Source organism: Aeribacillus sp. FSL M8-0254 (assembly GCF_038008845.1).
Classification (GTDB): Bacteria; Bacillota; Bacilli; order Bacillales; family Aeribacillaceae; genus Aeribacillus; species Aeribacillus composti.
Genome location: NZ_JBBOZY010000002.1, coordinates 1 through 15,177, shown reverse-complemented (window position 1 = coordinate 15,177; position 15,177 = coordinate 1). Strand labels below are relative to the sequence as shown.

The window sequence follows — 15,177 nt, the reverse complement described above, 5'->3', positions numbered from 1 at the left end:
CCTTGGTTTATTGGAATGTGAACTGGATTTCCCCTTTTTGGAGTGTCAAATAGGCGTCAAAGGTCTTTTTCCCTTTGAATCCCTTGATCTTATTGGTTTTTCCTTTTTCACAAAGCTGCTTAACGTGTGTCTTAGTGATGGTTTTTCCTAAAATGGACTTCGGAAATGTCTGCTTACACCCGTTGGCATACTCTGTACATCCGTAGAATGTCTTTCGATCGACAATGTATCCTTTTTGACAACGAGGGCATGGGGCGATCGTATTTTCCTTCTTGATCTCTTCAAGCGCCTGTTTGGCATCGATACGTTCAACATCCTGAGAAGCCTGTTGAATCAGTGCATAACATAGCTTTTTCGCCTGCTCAATAAACACCTCTTTTGATCGGTTGCCTTTCCCGATTTCTTGCAAAAAAAGCTCCCATTTGGCCGTCATTTCTGGTTTGGATAGGATAGTTCCTTTGACTGCTTCGCAAAGGATTTCTCCTTTCTTCGTCACAAACACTTGGTTTTTCTTTACTTCGATTAGTCGCCGTTGAATCAAGGTATCAATAATGGCTGCTCTTGTGGCTTCGGTTCCTAACCCCTCAACCTGATTCAGCGCTTCTTTCATCTCCCGATCTTCTACGTACTTTCCGGCTGTTTTCATTAGTGTGATAAGCTGTCCTTGGGTATACGGCTTTGGTGGTTGAGTCATCCCCTGCTTAACGGAAATATCGGCTTTAGCCGATTCTCCTTCTTTAACTTCAGGTAAAATAGCTACTTGTTCCCCTTCACTTTCTTCGTCTTTTTCGTTTTGATACAGAGCCTTCCATCCCATCTCTTTCTCTGTTTGTCCTTTAGTGACAAATTCTTGTTTTCCAACAGAAGTAATGATGACGGTTTCGTCATAAACATAATCAGTCATGAACATAGCCAGGGCGCTTTTTAATATTTCGTAATACACTTCTTTTTCGTCAGACGAAAAAGTTTCAAACGCCTTAGTGTCAGGGACTTTTTCTGTTGGAATAATGGCGTAGTGATCGCTCACTTTCTCTGGATTTACATAGCGTTTAGAAGGCTGAAGCGAACGAATAGGAACATGAATGCCTAAACACTGTTGATATTGGTCCACATGCTTTTGTAAGTAGGTGTATTCTTCCTCGGTGATATATTGCGAATCGGTTCGAGGATACGATACATATCCTTTCTCGTATAAAGATTGCACAAGCTCCAATACTTTCGTTGGACTGAACTTTTTGGTTCGGTTGAGCTTGCTTTGCAGTGTCGATAAACTATGCAGTTTCGGAGCTGGTGTTCGTTTTTCGCTGATTCGCACGCTCTTAATCACTGCTTGGTACGTCTGTTGCTCTTTCGTGATGTCGGGACGGACAGCTTCGTACAATTCATCGGGAGACGAAAAACGCTTGTTCAGTTTCCCTCGGTACGTTCCGTTCTTGACTGTAAACTGTCCCTCTAATTCGTAAAACGGTTCCGGTCGAAATTGTTCAATTTCTTTTTGGCGATCGTAAATCAGTTTCAAAACAGGAGTCTGCACCCGTCCGACGCTAAATACATCCCGGATGCCCTTTTGCTGAAGAAGAAGCGTATAGAGCCGACTAGCATTCATTCCTACTAGCCAGTCGGCGATCTGTCTCGCCTGGGCTTCATGAAACAAATGGATGGTTTCTTTCCCGTCTGTCAGTTCAGCAAACCCTTTTCGAATGGCATTTTCGGTTAGAGATGATGTCCAAAAGCGCTTAATCCGTTTTTTTGAGCATCCGGCCATGAGGATAAGCAGACGAGCGATATTTTCTCCTTCCCTGGCTGGATCGGTCGCAATAATGATTTCATCAGCCTCTTTAAGCAGCTTCTTAACGGTTTGAAACTGTTTGGCTTTATCCTTCGACACTTTGTACTCAAACTGCCCAGGAATAATCGGCAAAGTGGCCAAGTCCCATTTTTTCCATTCCGGACGGTATTCCTCTGGCTCTTTTAGCTCGACTAGATGGCCAATTGCCCAGGTCACTGTTGCCCCGTTCGGAAATTCTTTACACGACTGAATAGAAAGAAAACCGTTTCCTTTGGTATGTGGAAACGGTGATGCGAGTTTTCGTGCCTGGTCGGGTTTTTCTGCAAGAATGACGATCATGAAAGCATCCCCCTATCGATTTCAAATTGGCAGCTCGTCGGCGATTTTCTGATTGCTTTCTTCTTGCTCTCCTTCGCTGTCATCGCTGAATTCTTCAATGATCTCCATTAAGTCCTCCTCGGTGATCTCATCTTCCATTTCATCGAATGCGTCTAATTCTTCCTCAATTTCATCTAAAATCGATTGTAGTTCTTCTGCTTCTCCCACTTCTTCGGATTCGTTTTCTTCATCTTCGTTTTCATCCTCAACGTTGCCAAGTAATACCCTCAATTCCTCTTCGGTAATCTCTTCGTCCTCTTCTTCTTCGTCAATCTTATTGATCTCATCGATCATTTCGTTAAGCAATACCACATCCGACTCTTCTAACTCTTGCTTGACTTCTTGGATGTCTTGGGCAGCCGAATCTTCTTCATCCCATACCCATTCTCCATTCCACAACGGCGCAGTATATCCTAAACGGCTTCGGTATTTTTCATAGTTGCTCAATAAATCGCCGTAAATATCGAACTGCCACGCTTTTTCTAGCTTCATCGGGTAAGCCCCAGATACGAATAAATAACAAGTGTTTTTGTCCATGTTCATAAGTTCGCCCGGCGTAATCAATGAGCGCTTTACATATTGCTCTGAAATGCTTTTGCTGCCTTCCTTACGTCCATAGGAAGCACTTTTCTGTTTGTGCTTCACCGTAGTCTCTCCGGCGAGTTCGCTAAAGTATTTCGCTGTTTTCGTGTCTTTCGTTCGCAGAAACAACTGAGTATCGTGGTTATTGATGATCGAACGAGCCATTTCCGGGCCATATCGGTTTTTGTCCTCTAGCTGTCCGATGTCCTGGATAATCGTCATCATGGCCATACCAAGTCCGCGACAGGTTGCCAATACTCGCGGATATTTGTTGATCGTGCCGATGTTGGCGAATTCGTCCAACAGAAAGATAGTGGGAATCGGTAACTTCGAGTGATTCTTGTCAGCAATGTCGTACAGAACAGCGATCAACTGTTCAAAGAACGTGGCGGTCAATTGCACAAAAGGATTTTCATCCATGCGAATCTTGATGTACAAAACGGATTTTTCTCTCTGCAAGTCATGAAATTTGAAATCGCTTTTGGCGGTCATTTTTGCGATCTTTTGCATCGAAAAAATGGAGATTTGTTGCGCCAAGGTCGCCATGATGCCGGCTCTAGTGTTCCCACTGCTCATGTTTGCAAGGGTGAACATATGATAAGCCGGATGGTCTGGAGACATGTTTTTAATGATTTCATCCAAATATTCTTCGTCTTTTCCTGCTCTTGCCACCATTTCAACGACATGGCGCATATTGGCTTTGTCTTTGTATTTTTCCTTCACGTACAGGATGAATGCTGACAGAAAGGCGACAGCTGATTCACTCCAGAAATCGCGTTTTCCTTCGTCAACCGAGTTAGAAGCGATCGTATTAGCAATTGTCCTAGCATCTTCATCATCTTCGACGTAGTCTAATGGATTGTATCGATCGCAATTGACGAAATTGATAAAGTCCACCTGATAGACTTTGTATCCTTGGTCCCTTTTGATCTGATGGGTAGCTTCATATATTTCCCCTTTCGGGTCTGTCACAATAATAGTTTCTTCCGTATGGTTAATCATGTTAGGAAAGACGAATGATTGACCTTTCCCAGACCCCGACGAACCAATGACCAAGACATTTCGGTTATCGATCGTCGTGTTTCTCGGAATGATGAGAAGTTCCCGTTTTTTTGGCACTTTGCCAACGATAATCCCTTTTTCCATCTGAAAAGCGTCAACAGGGTCTGTCGTATACGAGTTGTTTTTCGAGAACATCTTGCCGTCGATGACTTCATCCGGCGTTCCCCACCGGGAAGTTCCATGCAAGCCAAAGTCGCTAGCATATTCTAACTTCGGAACAATAATGGATGACCGAAAAGTGTATAGCAGCGCTGCTAAAATCACAAACGGAGCCAATGAGAAAACCGTTTTTAAGTTCTCTTCCGTGTAAACAAATGTGATTAACTCTTTCGGTCTTAATAAAATTTCTTTTAAGTCGCCTCCGTTCCCGATCATATAAAACAATCCCATCAGAACATAGGCAGCTATAACGGTCAACACAACACTAGCGAATATTGGCTTCCAGGCATCTTTTTTAAAGTTCATCGTGATTTCCTCTCCCCCTTAGCGTTCAAATTCTTGACCACGATATCTTCTGCGTTGTCGTTTCTTCGTTGGGTCTTTCTCATATTTCTTGCGATCATTCGCTCGTTGTGCTTCTTCTATCGCTTCTAACAAGCCATCAGCCACATGTTGCCGGTATTGATACTCCATGATCTGCACTTCTGTTTCAGGTTTTGGCATACGTTCAAGTTTTTGTTGTTCGCTAACGTGGATACGGCGTAAATCTGCTTCAAAGTCTTTGCTGCTTTCGCCGCGTTCCACCAGCTCATGCAACCGCAACAAGGCTGCCGTGTTCGTGATCGATACATCTCTGCCGTAATGCTCGCTCAAAATGGCTTGCAAGACGGCTTTGTTTTCCTCAAGCTCCTTGCTCATCTTTTCTTTTCTTAACATGCATTGCTCGGTCTTCCGGCTCGCTTCAAAGGCCTGCTCAAAGTCTCTTGCCTTCAACGCCTCCATGCGCTCTTTTGATTGCTTTTGAATCGTGCGATTCAAAACGAAGAGACTTTGATACATGTTTCGGGTTTGCTCCGCGAAGGTCGGCATCCGATGAATCTCTTGCTCTTTCTTCGCCGCATAAGCAGGAATTTCACTCTCTGACAACACACCCCCTGTGTCCTTAAAGTATTGAACGGCATGATATTTTTCTTCAATCCGGAAGTCAGCTCCGGCATGAGGATACAAGACTCGGAACTCTTCTTCTGTTAGCCGTTTTTGCACTTCCAGTGCTAATTCGGCTTTCTTCAGAACAGCTTCGTATTTGGTTAACTCGTTTTCAAAGGATTTCTCCATCTCTTTAAGTTGAGCGATTTTTCCTCTTAGTTGCTCATTAAATTTTCCTGGATGGAAGCCGTACTGAATCACTTGTTTTGGTTCTTGCTGATACACATGATACGCCTTATTGATGACATTCTTAAGCGCTCGCAGCTTCAGCTGCTGGCTGTCGATTTTTTTCTTCCAATTGCCTTCAGCGAGATCATGATATACACGTCTTGCTACAGCAAAATCAACATACGATTTTGCTCGCTTGGCAACCAAAAGCAGTGATGCTTTTTCTACATCGTTTAAAGAAGCATTTTTGCGAATAGATTCGATCGTTTCGTTCAATGATTTTTCTTCTTGATATTCAGAAATGGATACAACTTTTTCCTGTTGTTTTAACGCTTTTAGTTCTTGATTAATACGTTGAATTTCTTGATTCAATTTGCCGTAATATGTAACCGGCTCATACGGTTTCCCTTGTTTCTCAGCTTCTCTTTTCATTCGTTGTTCGTATTGATATGCCTCACGAGAAAGACGAATTTGAGGCACTTTATCGATTCCTTGTTTCTCATAGCTTTCATGAGAAACGCGATCATCGATTCCTTTTTCTTTAAATTTTTCGTTGATCCGATCGGCGAAATTTTTTCTCCATTTCAGCAGCGTTTCTTTATCATTCCAGTTTGTTAAATGAACGGATTTTCCGTTCACTTTTTTACGTTTCTTCCCCCACGTTCCATCTTCATTAAACGGACGCATCGTTAACATGATGTGAGCGTGTGGATTGTGTTTTTTATCACGGTGAATGGCGATATCTGCCACCATTCCTTCATCCGAAAAATTCTCTTTGCAGAAATCCAAAAGCAATTGTGTTTGCTCTTCATTGGTTAATTGTGTTGGAAGAGCAACAATGATTTCTCTGGCTAATTGAGCATTATGTTGTTTCTCTACTTTCTCGACTTCATTCCACAAGCGTTCGCGATTGTATACCCAATCAGGAGCATGTTTTGGCGCAAGAATATAAGTTTCCGGAGGAATGTCACGATGGCCGTATTTTTTCGTTAATCCATCCCGTTCTGAATACAATGCTTCTCCACTTCGATAGGCAGCGCAAGCAACGGATGAGCGATTTGATTTACTAATGATTTGTGTACGGAATAGAAAGTATGCCATCGTCATTTCTCCTTTCTTAATTTTTTTAGCCCCTGCGGGTCATTTGTCGAAGACAAACTTTTTATCGAGCGAAGCGAGTTCCCATTTACCCCTGAAAGGGGTATAAATGGGCACTCATTTCATTCGTGACTTCATTATACCATAATTTTCTTATTTTGGATAGACATAAAATTCCTCATCATGTAAAATATTCTCAAGAAATATTCAAAGAAGAAAGGGTGAATGAAATGGCAAGAAAAGACCCTTTGTCCAGAGCACAAGAGATTGAGGAACAGATCAAAAAATTACAGGAGAAGCAGCGAAAATACATCGAGCAAGCTCAAAGAGAAATCGGTCAGTATCTAATGGAAACGTGGGATATTGAAGATATCGAGCAGGCGAAATTGTTGATTGACAAATTCAAAGAAGAAGCAAAAAAATATTTCGGTAGTGGTCAAAACACGGAGGAATCCAATGAACAAAAAACGTCCGATCAGTGATCTGCAAAAACGAATTGAACAACTGGAAGAAAGAAAACGACAAATATTAAGATTAACAAAAGAACGCGAACGTAAAAAAAGAGCGCATCGGTTAATACAAACCGGCGCACTAGCGGAAAAGTACTTTGAATTGGAACACTTGACAATCCCAGAACGAGAAGAATTGTTTAAGATTTTCGCGAACTACATTAACGAAAAAAAGCCGGATAAATTTAAGAAAAAAGAATAAGGAGGCCACGGTTAATATGGAATCCCGAGATCACATCAACCAAAGTTTGTATGAGATACTTGAAGAGATTTTGGAAAAGGCTAAACGGTCACGAAAGTTAAATCCTCCCTCTCCTGAAAAAAGCGAATTGGAAGAAACTAAATCAAACGAAAAATCACTTAAAACTTTACTGAAGGCAAAAGAAAACCTGAACGATCTTAAACAGAAGCTGATGGAAAACCCGAAAAAGAATAAAAAAGAATTGGAACGTCTACAACGCATAGAATCGAAACTAGAAGTGAGTATTCGAAAAGCAGAGAGACGAGAAATCGCAAGAGCGCTAACTTCGTTAAAAAAAGACCCAAAACGAACCGTTTTTCGTTTAGTGGAAGCTAAAGACAGGTTAATGATTTTGAAAACAAAACTACAGGAAAATCCTCGGCGATACAAAGCCGAATTGCAGCGAATGGATGAACTGGAACAACGGCTGAATCAAAAAATCGAAAACGCTCGGTTAAAAACACTAAGAAGAGCCATCATGTATATTGAAAAAAATCCTAAACGATACAAGGAAGAGCTTCAGCGCTTCAACGAATTGGAAGCAAGACTAAAACAAGAGTTAGAAGAAAAACGAACGCAAGAAAAAGCTAAAACTAAAGAAAAGGATTTAGAGTTAATCCGATGATCCTTTTCTTTTATACACCAATCTGAGAAGCCGTTTTTTTAGGTATTTATTTTTGGCTCTTTTATTCAGCTGCCATAGCATCGGCTTTTGTTACATGTACAGTACCATGTGGATGCTGTGGAGGTGCATATATCGAGTAAAGTTTTAGCGGGATATTACCTGTATTGATTACGTTGTGCCATGTTCCAGCAGGTATCATAATGGCAGAGTCATCATAGACTTTTCTTTCAAAGTTTAAATTATCTTTACTTCTGCCCATTTGAACAATTCCTTGACCTTGTTCAATACGTAAGAATTGATCAACGTTAGGGTGAATTTCCAAACCAATATCTTCTCCAACATTGATACTCATCAATGTGACTTGCAAATGTTTTCCTGTCCATAAAGCAGTACGATACGTATTGTTTTGCTTTGCAGCCGCATTGATATTAACTACAAACGGTTCTGGTCCATAATCTTTTAACTTGATTTTACCTCTTCCCAAACCTAGTTGTTTAGCATACTCTATCTCATTAGGAATAGTCCAGTAAACAGGCTGTCTTCCATAGTTATACATTGGCACGTTAACATAATAAGGATATGGATATGGGTAAGGAACATAGTACATTTTTCTCACCTCCTTGCATATTTACAAAATAATCCTATGCATTATGTTTAGGGAATTTACTTAGATTCAGGGGGACTTATTTAAGAAATCGTTGTTAACCCAAAACACTTTACTCAATTAAATGACCCTTTAATAAAAGGAGAACACATATTACACATGAATAATATGTGTTCTCCTTTATTTTTACCTCTCTGATCCTCTTTCTGTTGATTTTCATTCATTCTGATAGGCCTCTCCATTTTATAAATGAATGAATAAAACATTCAATTTGAATGAATATAGAATGATAATACCCCTAATAAATGAATAATGAATTTAAAATAAATTAAATATGAATTAAAAATAATAGTGAATCTTATATAAATTAAATTTACATTTAAAATACATTCAAAAATATTTATTTTTTAAATTCATTTTGATTGATTATATAACATTAATGCTTTATAATGTAGATAAGAATTAATTATAAATTTAATTTGAATGTAAAATGAATTATTAGGGGGAGTTTAAATGAAAATAGTGGTGGCTAATGATATTGGGAATTCGGAAACAAAAATGATCGTGAACAATACGCTCATAAAACAACCATCGGTAGTCAAACGTCTGTTATCCAAGCCAAATGTGATGGAAACAAATGTGGAAAAAAACATTGCTAATTTATTGGATGAATTGATTGTTCATGTAACAAGTAACGCTATTAAACGAAGTGGCCTATACTTCATCGGAAAACGCGCCAATATAACGGCCGATAAAGTAGAAAATATGAATATCAAATTAGGGAATAAATCAAAACACGATATTCCAGTCCTAATGACGCTATCGATGCTTGCTGCTCGATCGGTTCAATTAGCATATCAAGAAAATCAAGAGCTTCCTTCATCAATTTCAGTAGATGTCTCAATGACAACAGCAATCCCTGCGTCAGAATATAGTGCCGATCAAGCCAGATACCTTGAAGGACGTTTCACAAGCAACGATCATGTGGTGATTGTATATGTCGGAGAAACTCCTGTGACCGTCACACTCCATTTTCAGACTGTGAAAGTCACTCAAGAAGGCATTCCAGCTCTATATGCCTTATTGGAACGTGACAATGAAATTCTGAAGAATTATAACGAGCACTATAAAAAACAAGCTGTACCAAAAGACTTCGCTAACAAACGAATTCTCCACGTAGATATTGGCGATGGAACAACGGAATATATCTATACTGTTGGAATGAATCCTGTAACAGATGTTTGTTCAGGGGAGAAACGAGGAGTGGGTCATGCCACGGAAGAAGCTACTCAATTGCTGAAAGAGGAAGTTGGCGGCTTTTTGAACCTAAATCGCCAGCAGTTTATGAATATTTTTTTAGATCCATCCCATCATCTTCACGATTTAGCCGTTCGCTTCATGCAAGAAGCACGTTATTCACAAGCTCAACGCATTTTAGAGGACATTCAGGAAAAATACAGCGACATAGCCGGAAACGTTGATGTAATTGCTGTATATGGTGGTGGCAGCATCCAGTTCAAAGAAGAACTTTATGAGGATTTATTGGACTTTGCAAATAACGTCCACTGTGAAGTTCTTTGGATTCCGGAAAAATACGCAGTGGATATGAACGTAAACGGATTGCATGTCATCAATGAGAAAATCTTGTTCAAAAAACAAAAATAATGAAAGAAGTGATACGATATGGCAAAACGAAAAATCGTCACTTGGAGGGTGGCTGATACCCCCCAAAGTGACTTGATTAATGAATGGCTGGACAAGCAGAAGAATATTCAAGTATCTCTCACTAACATCGTTTTACACATAATCGACCGTTTCGGAATGCGAGACATCACCGACTACGACATACAAAAAGTACTGTATCAAGAGTTTTCTTCTGGTACATCCAAAGAGTCCTCATTAAAGAACAAAACAGCCTCAAACCAAAATGAAGGAACAGAGGAAACAGACACGAGATCCTTAAACGATCCGGATTCGAAAAAAGACCGAGATAAAGAAAACCAAGATGATGATAATGATCTCTATAAAAACGTGGATATAAACAATCTTTTCTAAACAGGCTGACCAAGGTTTTGACCTTTAGGTCAGCCTGTTTTATATTCACCATATTTTCGATTTCAGTGTTTGGATTAACTCCCGAATCGCTGCTGATTCGGTAATATTTTTTGTCTGACAATATTGTTTCAACAACTGATAACTCTCATCGTCCAACCGGACGGTTACACGATGCGATAGCGTATTTTCCTCTTTAGGGCGTCCCTGTTTTAGCTTTTTCCGTTCATACGTTAAATCATCATATACCACGACATCTAAATATCCAAAGCGATCATAAATGTTTTGATTTTTCCGCACGAATTCTTCCCACATTTGAGGAATTTCACGAATCAGGCGCAAATATTCTTGTTGTAGCTCCCATTTTTCCTTTTCTGTAGACGGTCGGCGTTGGGCAAACTGGGATAAGATCAATACCTGAAAATCATATTGTTCATAGCATCGTCCTTCTCTCATAAAAATCACCTTTTTTGTCTGACGTAAATTTATTTCTATATTATCACAAAAAAATAGAATGCGAGACATCACCTACTACGACATATAAAACGAGGACTACGCTCTTTTATTTAACACCTAAATTAATCTTGATCCCTCCACTATATTTCAGTTGGGACGCTGTCTTTGGTTTCGGTCGTTGTTCTTCCTTCGGCTTCGCTGGCTTCAACGACTGCATAAATTGCGTGAACGATTGCGCTTGTATCACCCGAAACGGATAACTCCCGTCTATCGCATACCGATGTTCCGATATGATTAGAACGATCGGAAAAACGGGCGGACGGTCGGCCGGCTGCCACGGTTCCTGCGCGATTAATCCACTCCGGTAAAGCTCCTCGTATCGCTTTAGCTTTTGTGTCATGACTTTTTGCGAATAGAACGTATTTTGTACCTCGATAAAAAACGGAGTCCGGCCAGTTATACCGTGCTTTCGGAATATGCAAAACATGTCTGGCTCAACATTTCCCTTACTTCCATACTTCGGCTCGACTTGAAAGACGTCAAGTGTTCCGTGACGAAGAATGTCTTTGTAAACATCCAAGATCGCGAGGTAATGACCGATCTTTGCGGAGTCCTCACGTAATAAGGTTTCTTTGCTCAAATACAAATAAGGTGCCCCGAATTTCGTTGATCGGCGAATATGTCCATTGGTCACTAGTCGTTTTAGGACAGAGTTTGCGCTGTTTACAGGTCGTTTAAGTCCCGCAAAATGAAGCTCGGCAATAGAGTCGCGGTCCATCACACGAAATCGATTAATGTCGCGAATAATCGCCTTGTCGCGTTGTGATAGGCGCATTTTACAGTCCCCCCAAAATGTCGTCCGTTAACGGCTCGCTAGATGGCCTAGAATCGCCCGTAAAACGATTTTTCCAGTCGGAAGACTTATAAGTCGCTAGAATCTTTTCGGCGTGTTTCTCGTCAAGAAATGGCGCTTGCAGCTCGATAATATCGCTTCGTTTAAGAAGGAAACGACCTGGAGTCTCCTTTGCGATTTTCTCGGCGCCAGGTGTTCCAATTATTTTAGCGTTAGAAAAGTCGCTGACACGGAAGCCCATGCGGACCGTTAAGCAGCTCCGAATCTTCGTGTCAAGAATGTCGTGGCTCGGTCGTTGCAAGCTCAATATGCAAACTATGCCCAGCGCACGACCTAGCGCTACGAGCTGAATCAACATCGCTTTCATGTCCTTGTCGTCCATAATCATGACAAATTCGTCTATGCAAATGAGAATGTATGGTACTTTTTCCGATTCCGGCAGCTTGTTAACGTGCGTCACGCGGTATTTGTTTAACAGCTCCCCTCTCCGTTTCATTTCTTCGGTTAAGTATGTGAGCATCTTTTGCAAATCCTCTGGGTAAATACAAACACTCTTAACGTGTTCGATGTTGTAGAAGAGGTGAAATTCGCTCATTTTGAGGTCACCGAGATAAATTTCGAGTTCGCGAGGCTTCTTGTATTGAATTAAGGTGGTTATAATGCTGCGGACTTGTGAGCTTTTTCCTGCGCCTGGTTCACCGGATATAAGCAATCCTGGCTCATTAATTGCGTCGAAAACGTGCCATTGACCATGTCGGTCCATTCCTGCTACTATTGGCAAGTCCAGTTCATCGATTACCGGAAAAAAAGTGTCGTAATTATATTTCAGTTCCTTCGGAAACGTCTTACGGTAAACGGTGAGAGTAAACGTTTTGTGATCGCCGTCTAGCTCGATATTTGCGCCGAAATGTTGCATAAATACATATTCTTTTTTGCTAACCTCTTTCGGGTCCATCCCGTTTATCAATGTAAACACGTATTCCGTTTGGTCGTCGTCAATTTTAACGCTGTGAATCTTCGGGAATATCCTATATGTCTTATCACCATTTTTGTACGGGATAAACAGACCGGCGCTATAAAATGCCTTTTTGAGAGCAAATCTTGCCCGTTGGCGCCGAATAAATTCTAAGACTTTTTGCAATTGCGCCCCCTCCTTATAACGTGAAGAAAAACCAAAAAATCGCACTGTAAACGATGACCGGAAACACAAATCTACTAATTACTCCGATGGCTTCCGAAATCGCTGGTGAGCCACTTTTTGCAGCAAAGTGCTGGAAAAAGGCGGAGCCAGCAATCGCAGCACTTCCGGCTAGGAATAGCGCAAACACAGGGTCGTGAATCGGAAAAAATGAGCCTGGCGTAATTACAGGAAAAAACGCTGACATAGCGCGTACATTTTTAGTACGAGGCGATTGTTTTTGCGTGTGATGGTTGCCGGCCATGAACTCGCGAAAGTCAATCGCCTCGATTTTATTTTTGCGGAACATCACTATCGCCCCTTTAGAAAAAATGGTTTGGTTTCCCCCTCGCGCTCCCCCTTCCGTCGTTCGCGTTCACTCTCTCTTTTAACAAATCGGCTTTTTGGCGCTATTGCGGCGTTTCTGCTCTTATTTTTGTGTCGCAATACATTTCCGAAACATTGTTATTGAAACGTTGCTACAATGTTGCTTTTTCGTTGATTGGCAGATCTTAACGAGTATTCGACGAGAAAGCTACAACGTTATTGCTTCGTCACTTTTGTGTTAATAGCCTATGCGACACTGCTTGTCCAAGTTGTCACTTTTTTGCGTTAGGTTTAAAAAATGACATCTCGGACAAGAATGGTACCGAGGAGGTTTATAACTATGTTCAATTGGCTAGGACTTGGAAAGAAACGAAGTAAATTCGGCAAATGGCTTGACCGCGAGGGAATATCACAATTAGAACTGGAAAGGCGGTCAAAGCTAAGTCGCGGTACTATCTCACGGTTGTGTAACGATGACTCGTATCGGCCTAAACACTCGACGATAGCAAAGATTAAAAAAGCGCTGAAACAACTCGGTAAAAACGTACCGGACGACTTTTTTAACGTGTGATAGCTATGATTGAGTACGTTGTCTTTTTCGGGTTAATTATCGTTGGTATTGTCTTCTTTGTACTCGATTTGAGGAGACCACAAACACAAACCATTTTGGTCGATCAAGAGCGTTTAAAATGCGAAAGCCCGATCGAACGCCACCTTTACGATACACTTCGAATACTAGGTTATTATGTACAAACACAAGTACCTTGCGGCAAGTACCGCATTGACCTAGCATTACCAGTGTATAAAATCGCCATAGAGTGCGACGGCAAAGCATATCACTCCACGCCTGAGCAAAAAGCCCATGATCGGCGAAAAGACGCTTATTTGCGCAAAAATGGCTGGAAAGTTCTACGGTTTAGTGGGCGCATGATCTACCACGACTTGCCGAAAGTGATTGCGCAGATTGAAAAGGAAATACAGAAGTAGCTCCAGGCAAAAGCTGGCGCTCGCCGGTTCCTTCGTGACATCGTACCAAATATTAAGCCGGCAGGTTTATAGTCTGTCACCTCGGTTGGCTTGCGGCGAACTTTTTCGGATTTAGCCTTCTATATTTTTTCAACCGTTCCTCAAGTTCCCGTCGTGCCTGTTCAATGTCGAAATCCTCATCATCCTTCGGTTGGTTGTAGTCCATCTTCAACCAATCCGGTACTAATTCTTTACGTGTCGGTTTCTGAATGTTTTGCCCTTCGCTAGAATTAGAGTCTACCATTTTCTTAACGGTTTCAAATGTCTTTTCTATGTAGGCCATGTATTTGAATCGTTTTCCTTTTAGTTTCTCCAACAGTTTGTTTTTCAAGTCATCATCATCAATCTTGTTGGCTTGTAGAAACTCATGGATCAAGTCGAATTGTTGCTGGTTGAATCCTTCGATCAAGGGATGATGATGATTTGAATCATTATTTATATCATTTGAATCATTATTTATATCATTTGAATCATTATTAGGTTTCTCTTCGAAACCACCCCTGGTTTCCGTGGGAAACCACCCCTGGTTTCCGTGGGAAACCACCCCTGGTTTCTGTAGGAAACCATCCGAACTTTCGTTCTGTTTTCTGCCGCCTTTTTTGGCAAAAGTTCTGCTGCTTGTTTCATATTCAGTATCGTAATCACGAATCTTTTCAAGTGGCTGATATTTCTTTTGAATGTCGTTTTGCGGATACTCATAAACTACAATATTTACAGGTTTGTTACCTGGCTGTTCGCTATCTTCATATGTGACAAGATCAATCAAACCATAATTCCATAAAGGCCGGATGATCTCATTGTAGAATTTTTTCTTTCCAACCCCTAAACGTTTCATGACTTTGGAAAGGCTTGAAGGAATCACATCATTATCTTTGTCTTTTCGCTGATCTGAACGATCACACCAACTATAGAATTTTAGCCAAGCCGCGAAGGCTTCAGGACCAAGTTTATCAATCCAATCATCAGCAACAACAAAATGAAGAATTGGAAGCTGCAATTCGTTTCTATTTTTCTTCGCCTTAGTAAACTCTACTTTTGCCATATATATTCTCCTCCTGTTTCTCCCGAAATTTGGGACAAACAA

At 41.0% G+C, this 15,177-nt stretch carries 16 protein-coding genes; 7 read left to right on the top strand and 9 right to left on the bottom strand.

Features of this window, described 5'->3' with window-relative positions; translation table 11 throughout:
• Positions 1 to 7 precede the first annotated feature (7 nt).
• From NSQ44_RS18350 to mobQ, 3 genes are read right to left on the bottom strand one after another with little or no spacing between them, the layout of a single operon-like run.
• On the bottom strand, positions 8 to 2,128 hold the full coding sequence (locus NSQ44_RS18350) for a type IA DNA topoisomerase (protein ID WP_340858322.1): 2,121 nt from the start codon (positions 2,126 to 2,128) through the stop codon (positions 8 to 10).
• A 21-nt stretch (positions 2,129 to 2,149) separates the two neighbouring features.
• Positions 2,150 to 4,276, bottom strand: a complete 2,127-nt coding sequence (locus tag NSQ44_RS18345; protein WP_340858320.1) for a VirD4-like conjugal transfer protein, CD1115 family — start codon at positions 4,274 to 4,276, stop codon at positions 2,150 to 2,152.
• An 18-nt stretch (positions 4,277 to 4,294) separates the two neighbouring features.
• Complete coding sequence (mobQ, locus tag NSQ44_RS18340; protein ID WP_340858319.1) at positions 4,295 to 6,226, bottom strand: MobQ family relaxase; 1,932 nt, start codon at positions 6,224 to 6,226, stop codon at positions 4,295 to 4,297.
• Between the two features lie 227 nt (positions 6,227 to 6,453).
• On the opposite strand from mobQ, the gene NSQ44_RS18335 reads away from it, so the two are divergent.
• Genes NSQ44_RS18335 through NSQ44_RS18325 form a run of 3 tightly spaced genes read left to right on the top strand, consistent with a single transcriptional unit; the run spans position 6,454 to position 7,598 of the window.
• Positions 6,454 to 6,705, top strand: a complete 252-nt coding sequence (locus NSQ44_RS18335) for a hypothetical protein (RefSeq protein ID WP_340858318.1) — start codon at positions 6,454 to 6,456, stop codon at positions 6,703 to 6,705.
• The gene (locus tag NSQ44_RS18330; RefSeq protein WP_340858317.1) at positions 6,680 to 6,934 is read left to right on the top strand and encodes a hypothetical protein; all 255 of its coding nucleotides are present in this window, start codon (positions 6,680 to 6,682) and stop codon (positions 6,932 to 6,934) included. Before NSQ44_RS18335 ends, NSQ44_RS18330 begins: the two co-directional genes overlap by 26 nt.
• A 16-nt stretch (positions 6,935 to 6,950) precedes the next feature.
• Positions 6,951 to 7,598, top strand: coding sequence for a hypothetical protein (locus NSQ44_RS18325; RefSeq protein WP_340858316.1), 648 nt, complete (start codon positions 6,951 to 6,953; stop codon positions 7,596 to 7,598).
• 61 nt (positions 7,599 to 7,659) lie between these two features.
• Here NSQ44_RS18325 and NSQ44_RS18320 read toward each other — a convergent pair whose 3' ends face one another.
• Positions 7,660 to 8,205 carry a cupin domain-containing protein gene (locus tag NSQ44_RS18320; protein WP_008881732.1) on the bottom strand — a complete coding sequence of 182 codons (546 nt, stop codon included), beginning with the start codon at positions 8,203 to 8,205 and terminating at the stop codon, positions 7,660 to 7,662.
• A gap of 510 nt (positions 8,206 to 8,715) precedes the next feature.
• On the opposite strand from NSQ44_RS18320, the gene NSQ44_RS18315 reads away from it, so the two are divergent.
• Entirely contained in the window at positions 8,716 to 9,867 is a 1,152-nt protein-coding gene (locus NSQ44_RS18315) for a ParM/StbA family protein (RefSeq protein WP_340858315.1), read from the top strand.
• A gap of 18 nt (positions 9,868 to 9,885) precedes the next feature.
• Positions 9,886 to 10,257, top strand: coding sequence for a hypothetical protein (locus NSQ44_RS18310; RefSeq protein WP_340858314.1), 372 nt, complete (start codon positions 9,886 to 9,888; stop codon positions 10,255 to 10,257).
• Between the two features lie 45 nt (positions 10,258 to 10,302).
• On the opposite strand, the gene NSQ44_RS18305 is transcribed toward NSQ44_RS18310, so the two are convergent.
• The 4 genes from NSQ44_RS18305 to NSQ44_RS18290 form a co-directional block, all read right to left on the bottom strand.
• Positions 10,303 to 10,710 (bottom strand): CopG family transcriptional regulator, encoded by a 408-nt coding sequence (locus tag NSQ44_RS18305; RefSeq protein ID WP_340789971.1) that lies wholly within the window; start codon positions 10,708 to 10,710, stop codon positions 10,303 to 10,305.
• A 106-nt stretch (positions 10,711 to 10,816) separates the two neighbouring features.
• Positions 10,817 to 11,545, bottom strand: a complete 729-nt coding sequence (locus NSQ44_RS18300; protein ID WP_340789969.1) for a replication-relaxation family protein — start codon at positions 11,543 to 11,545, stop codon at positions 10,817 to 10,819.
• A gap of 1 nt (position 11,546) precedes the next feature.
• Positions 11,547 to 12,704, bottom strand: a complete 1,158-nt coding sequence (locus tag NSQ44_RS18295; RefSeq protein WP_289666615.1) for an FtsK/SpoIIIE domain-containing protein — start codon at positions 12,702 to 12,704, stop codon at positions 11,547 to 11,549.
• A gap of 13 nt (positions 12,705 to 12,717) precedes the next feature.
• Positions 12,718 to 13,050, bottom strand: coding sequence for a hypothetical protein (locus NSQ44_RS18290; protein ID WP_289666614.1), 333 nt, complete (start codon positions 13,048 to 13,050; stop codon positions 12,718 to 12,720).
• A 357-nt stretch (positions 13,051 to 13,407) separates the two neighbouring features.
• Between NSQ44_RS18290 and NSQ44_RS18285 the strand changes: the two genes are divergently transcribed.
• The gene (locus NSQ44_RS18285) at positions 13,408 to 13,638 is read left to right on the top strand and encodes a helix-turn-helix domain-containing protein (RefSeq protein WP_042409949.1); all 231 of its coding nucleotides are present in this window, start codon (positions 13,408 to 13,410) and stop codon (positions 13,636 to 13,638) included.
• Complete coding sequence (locus NSQ44_RS18280; protein WP_340789968.1) at positions 13,635 to 14,054, top strand: endonuclease domain-containing protein; 420 nt, start codon at positions 13,635 to 13,637, stop codon at positions 14,052 to 14,054. Before NSQ44_RS18285 ends, NSQ44_RS18280 begins: the two co-directional genes overlap by 4 nt.
• 76 nt (positions 14,055 to 14,130) lie before the next feature.
• Here NSQ44_RS18280 and NSQ44_RS18275 read toward each other — a convergent pair whose 3' ends face one another.
• Positions 14,131 to 15,135 carry a RepA protein gene (locus NSQ44_RS18275; RefSeq protein ID WP_340858313.1) on the bottom strand — a complete coding sequence of 335 codons (1,005 nt, stop codon included), beginning with the start codon at positions 15,133 to 15,135 and terminating at the stop codon, positions 14,131 to 14,133.
• Positions 15,136 to 15,177 lie beyond the last annotated feature (42 nt).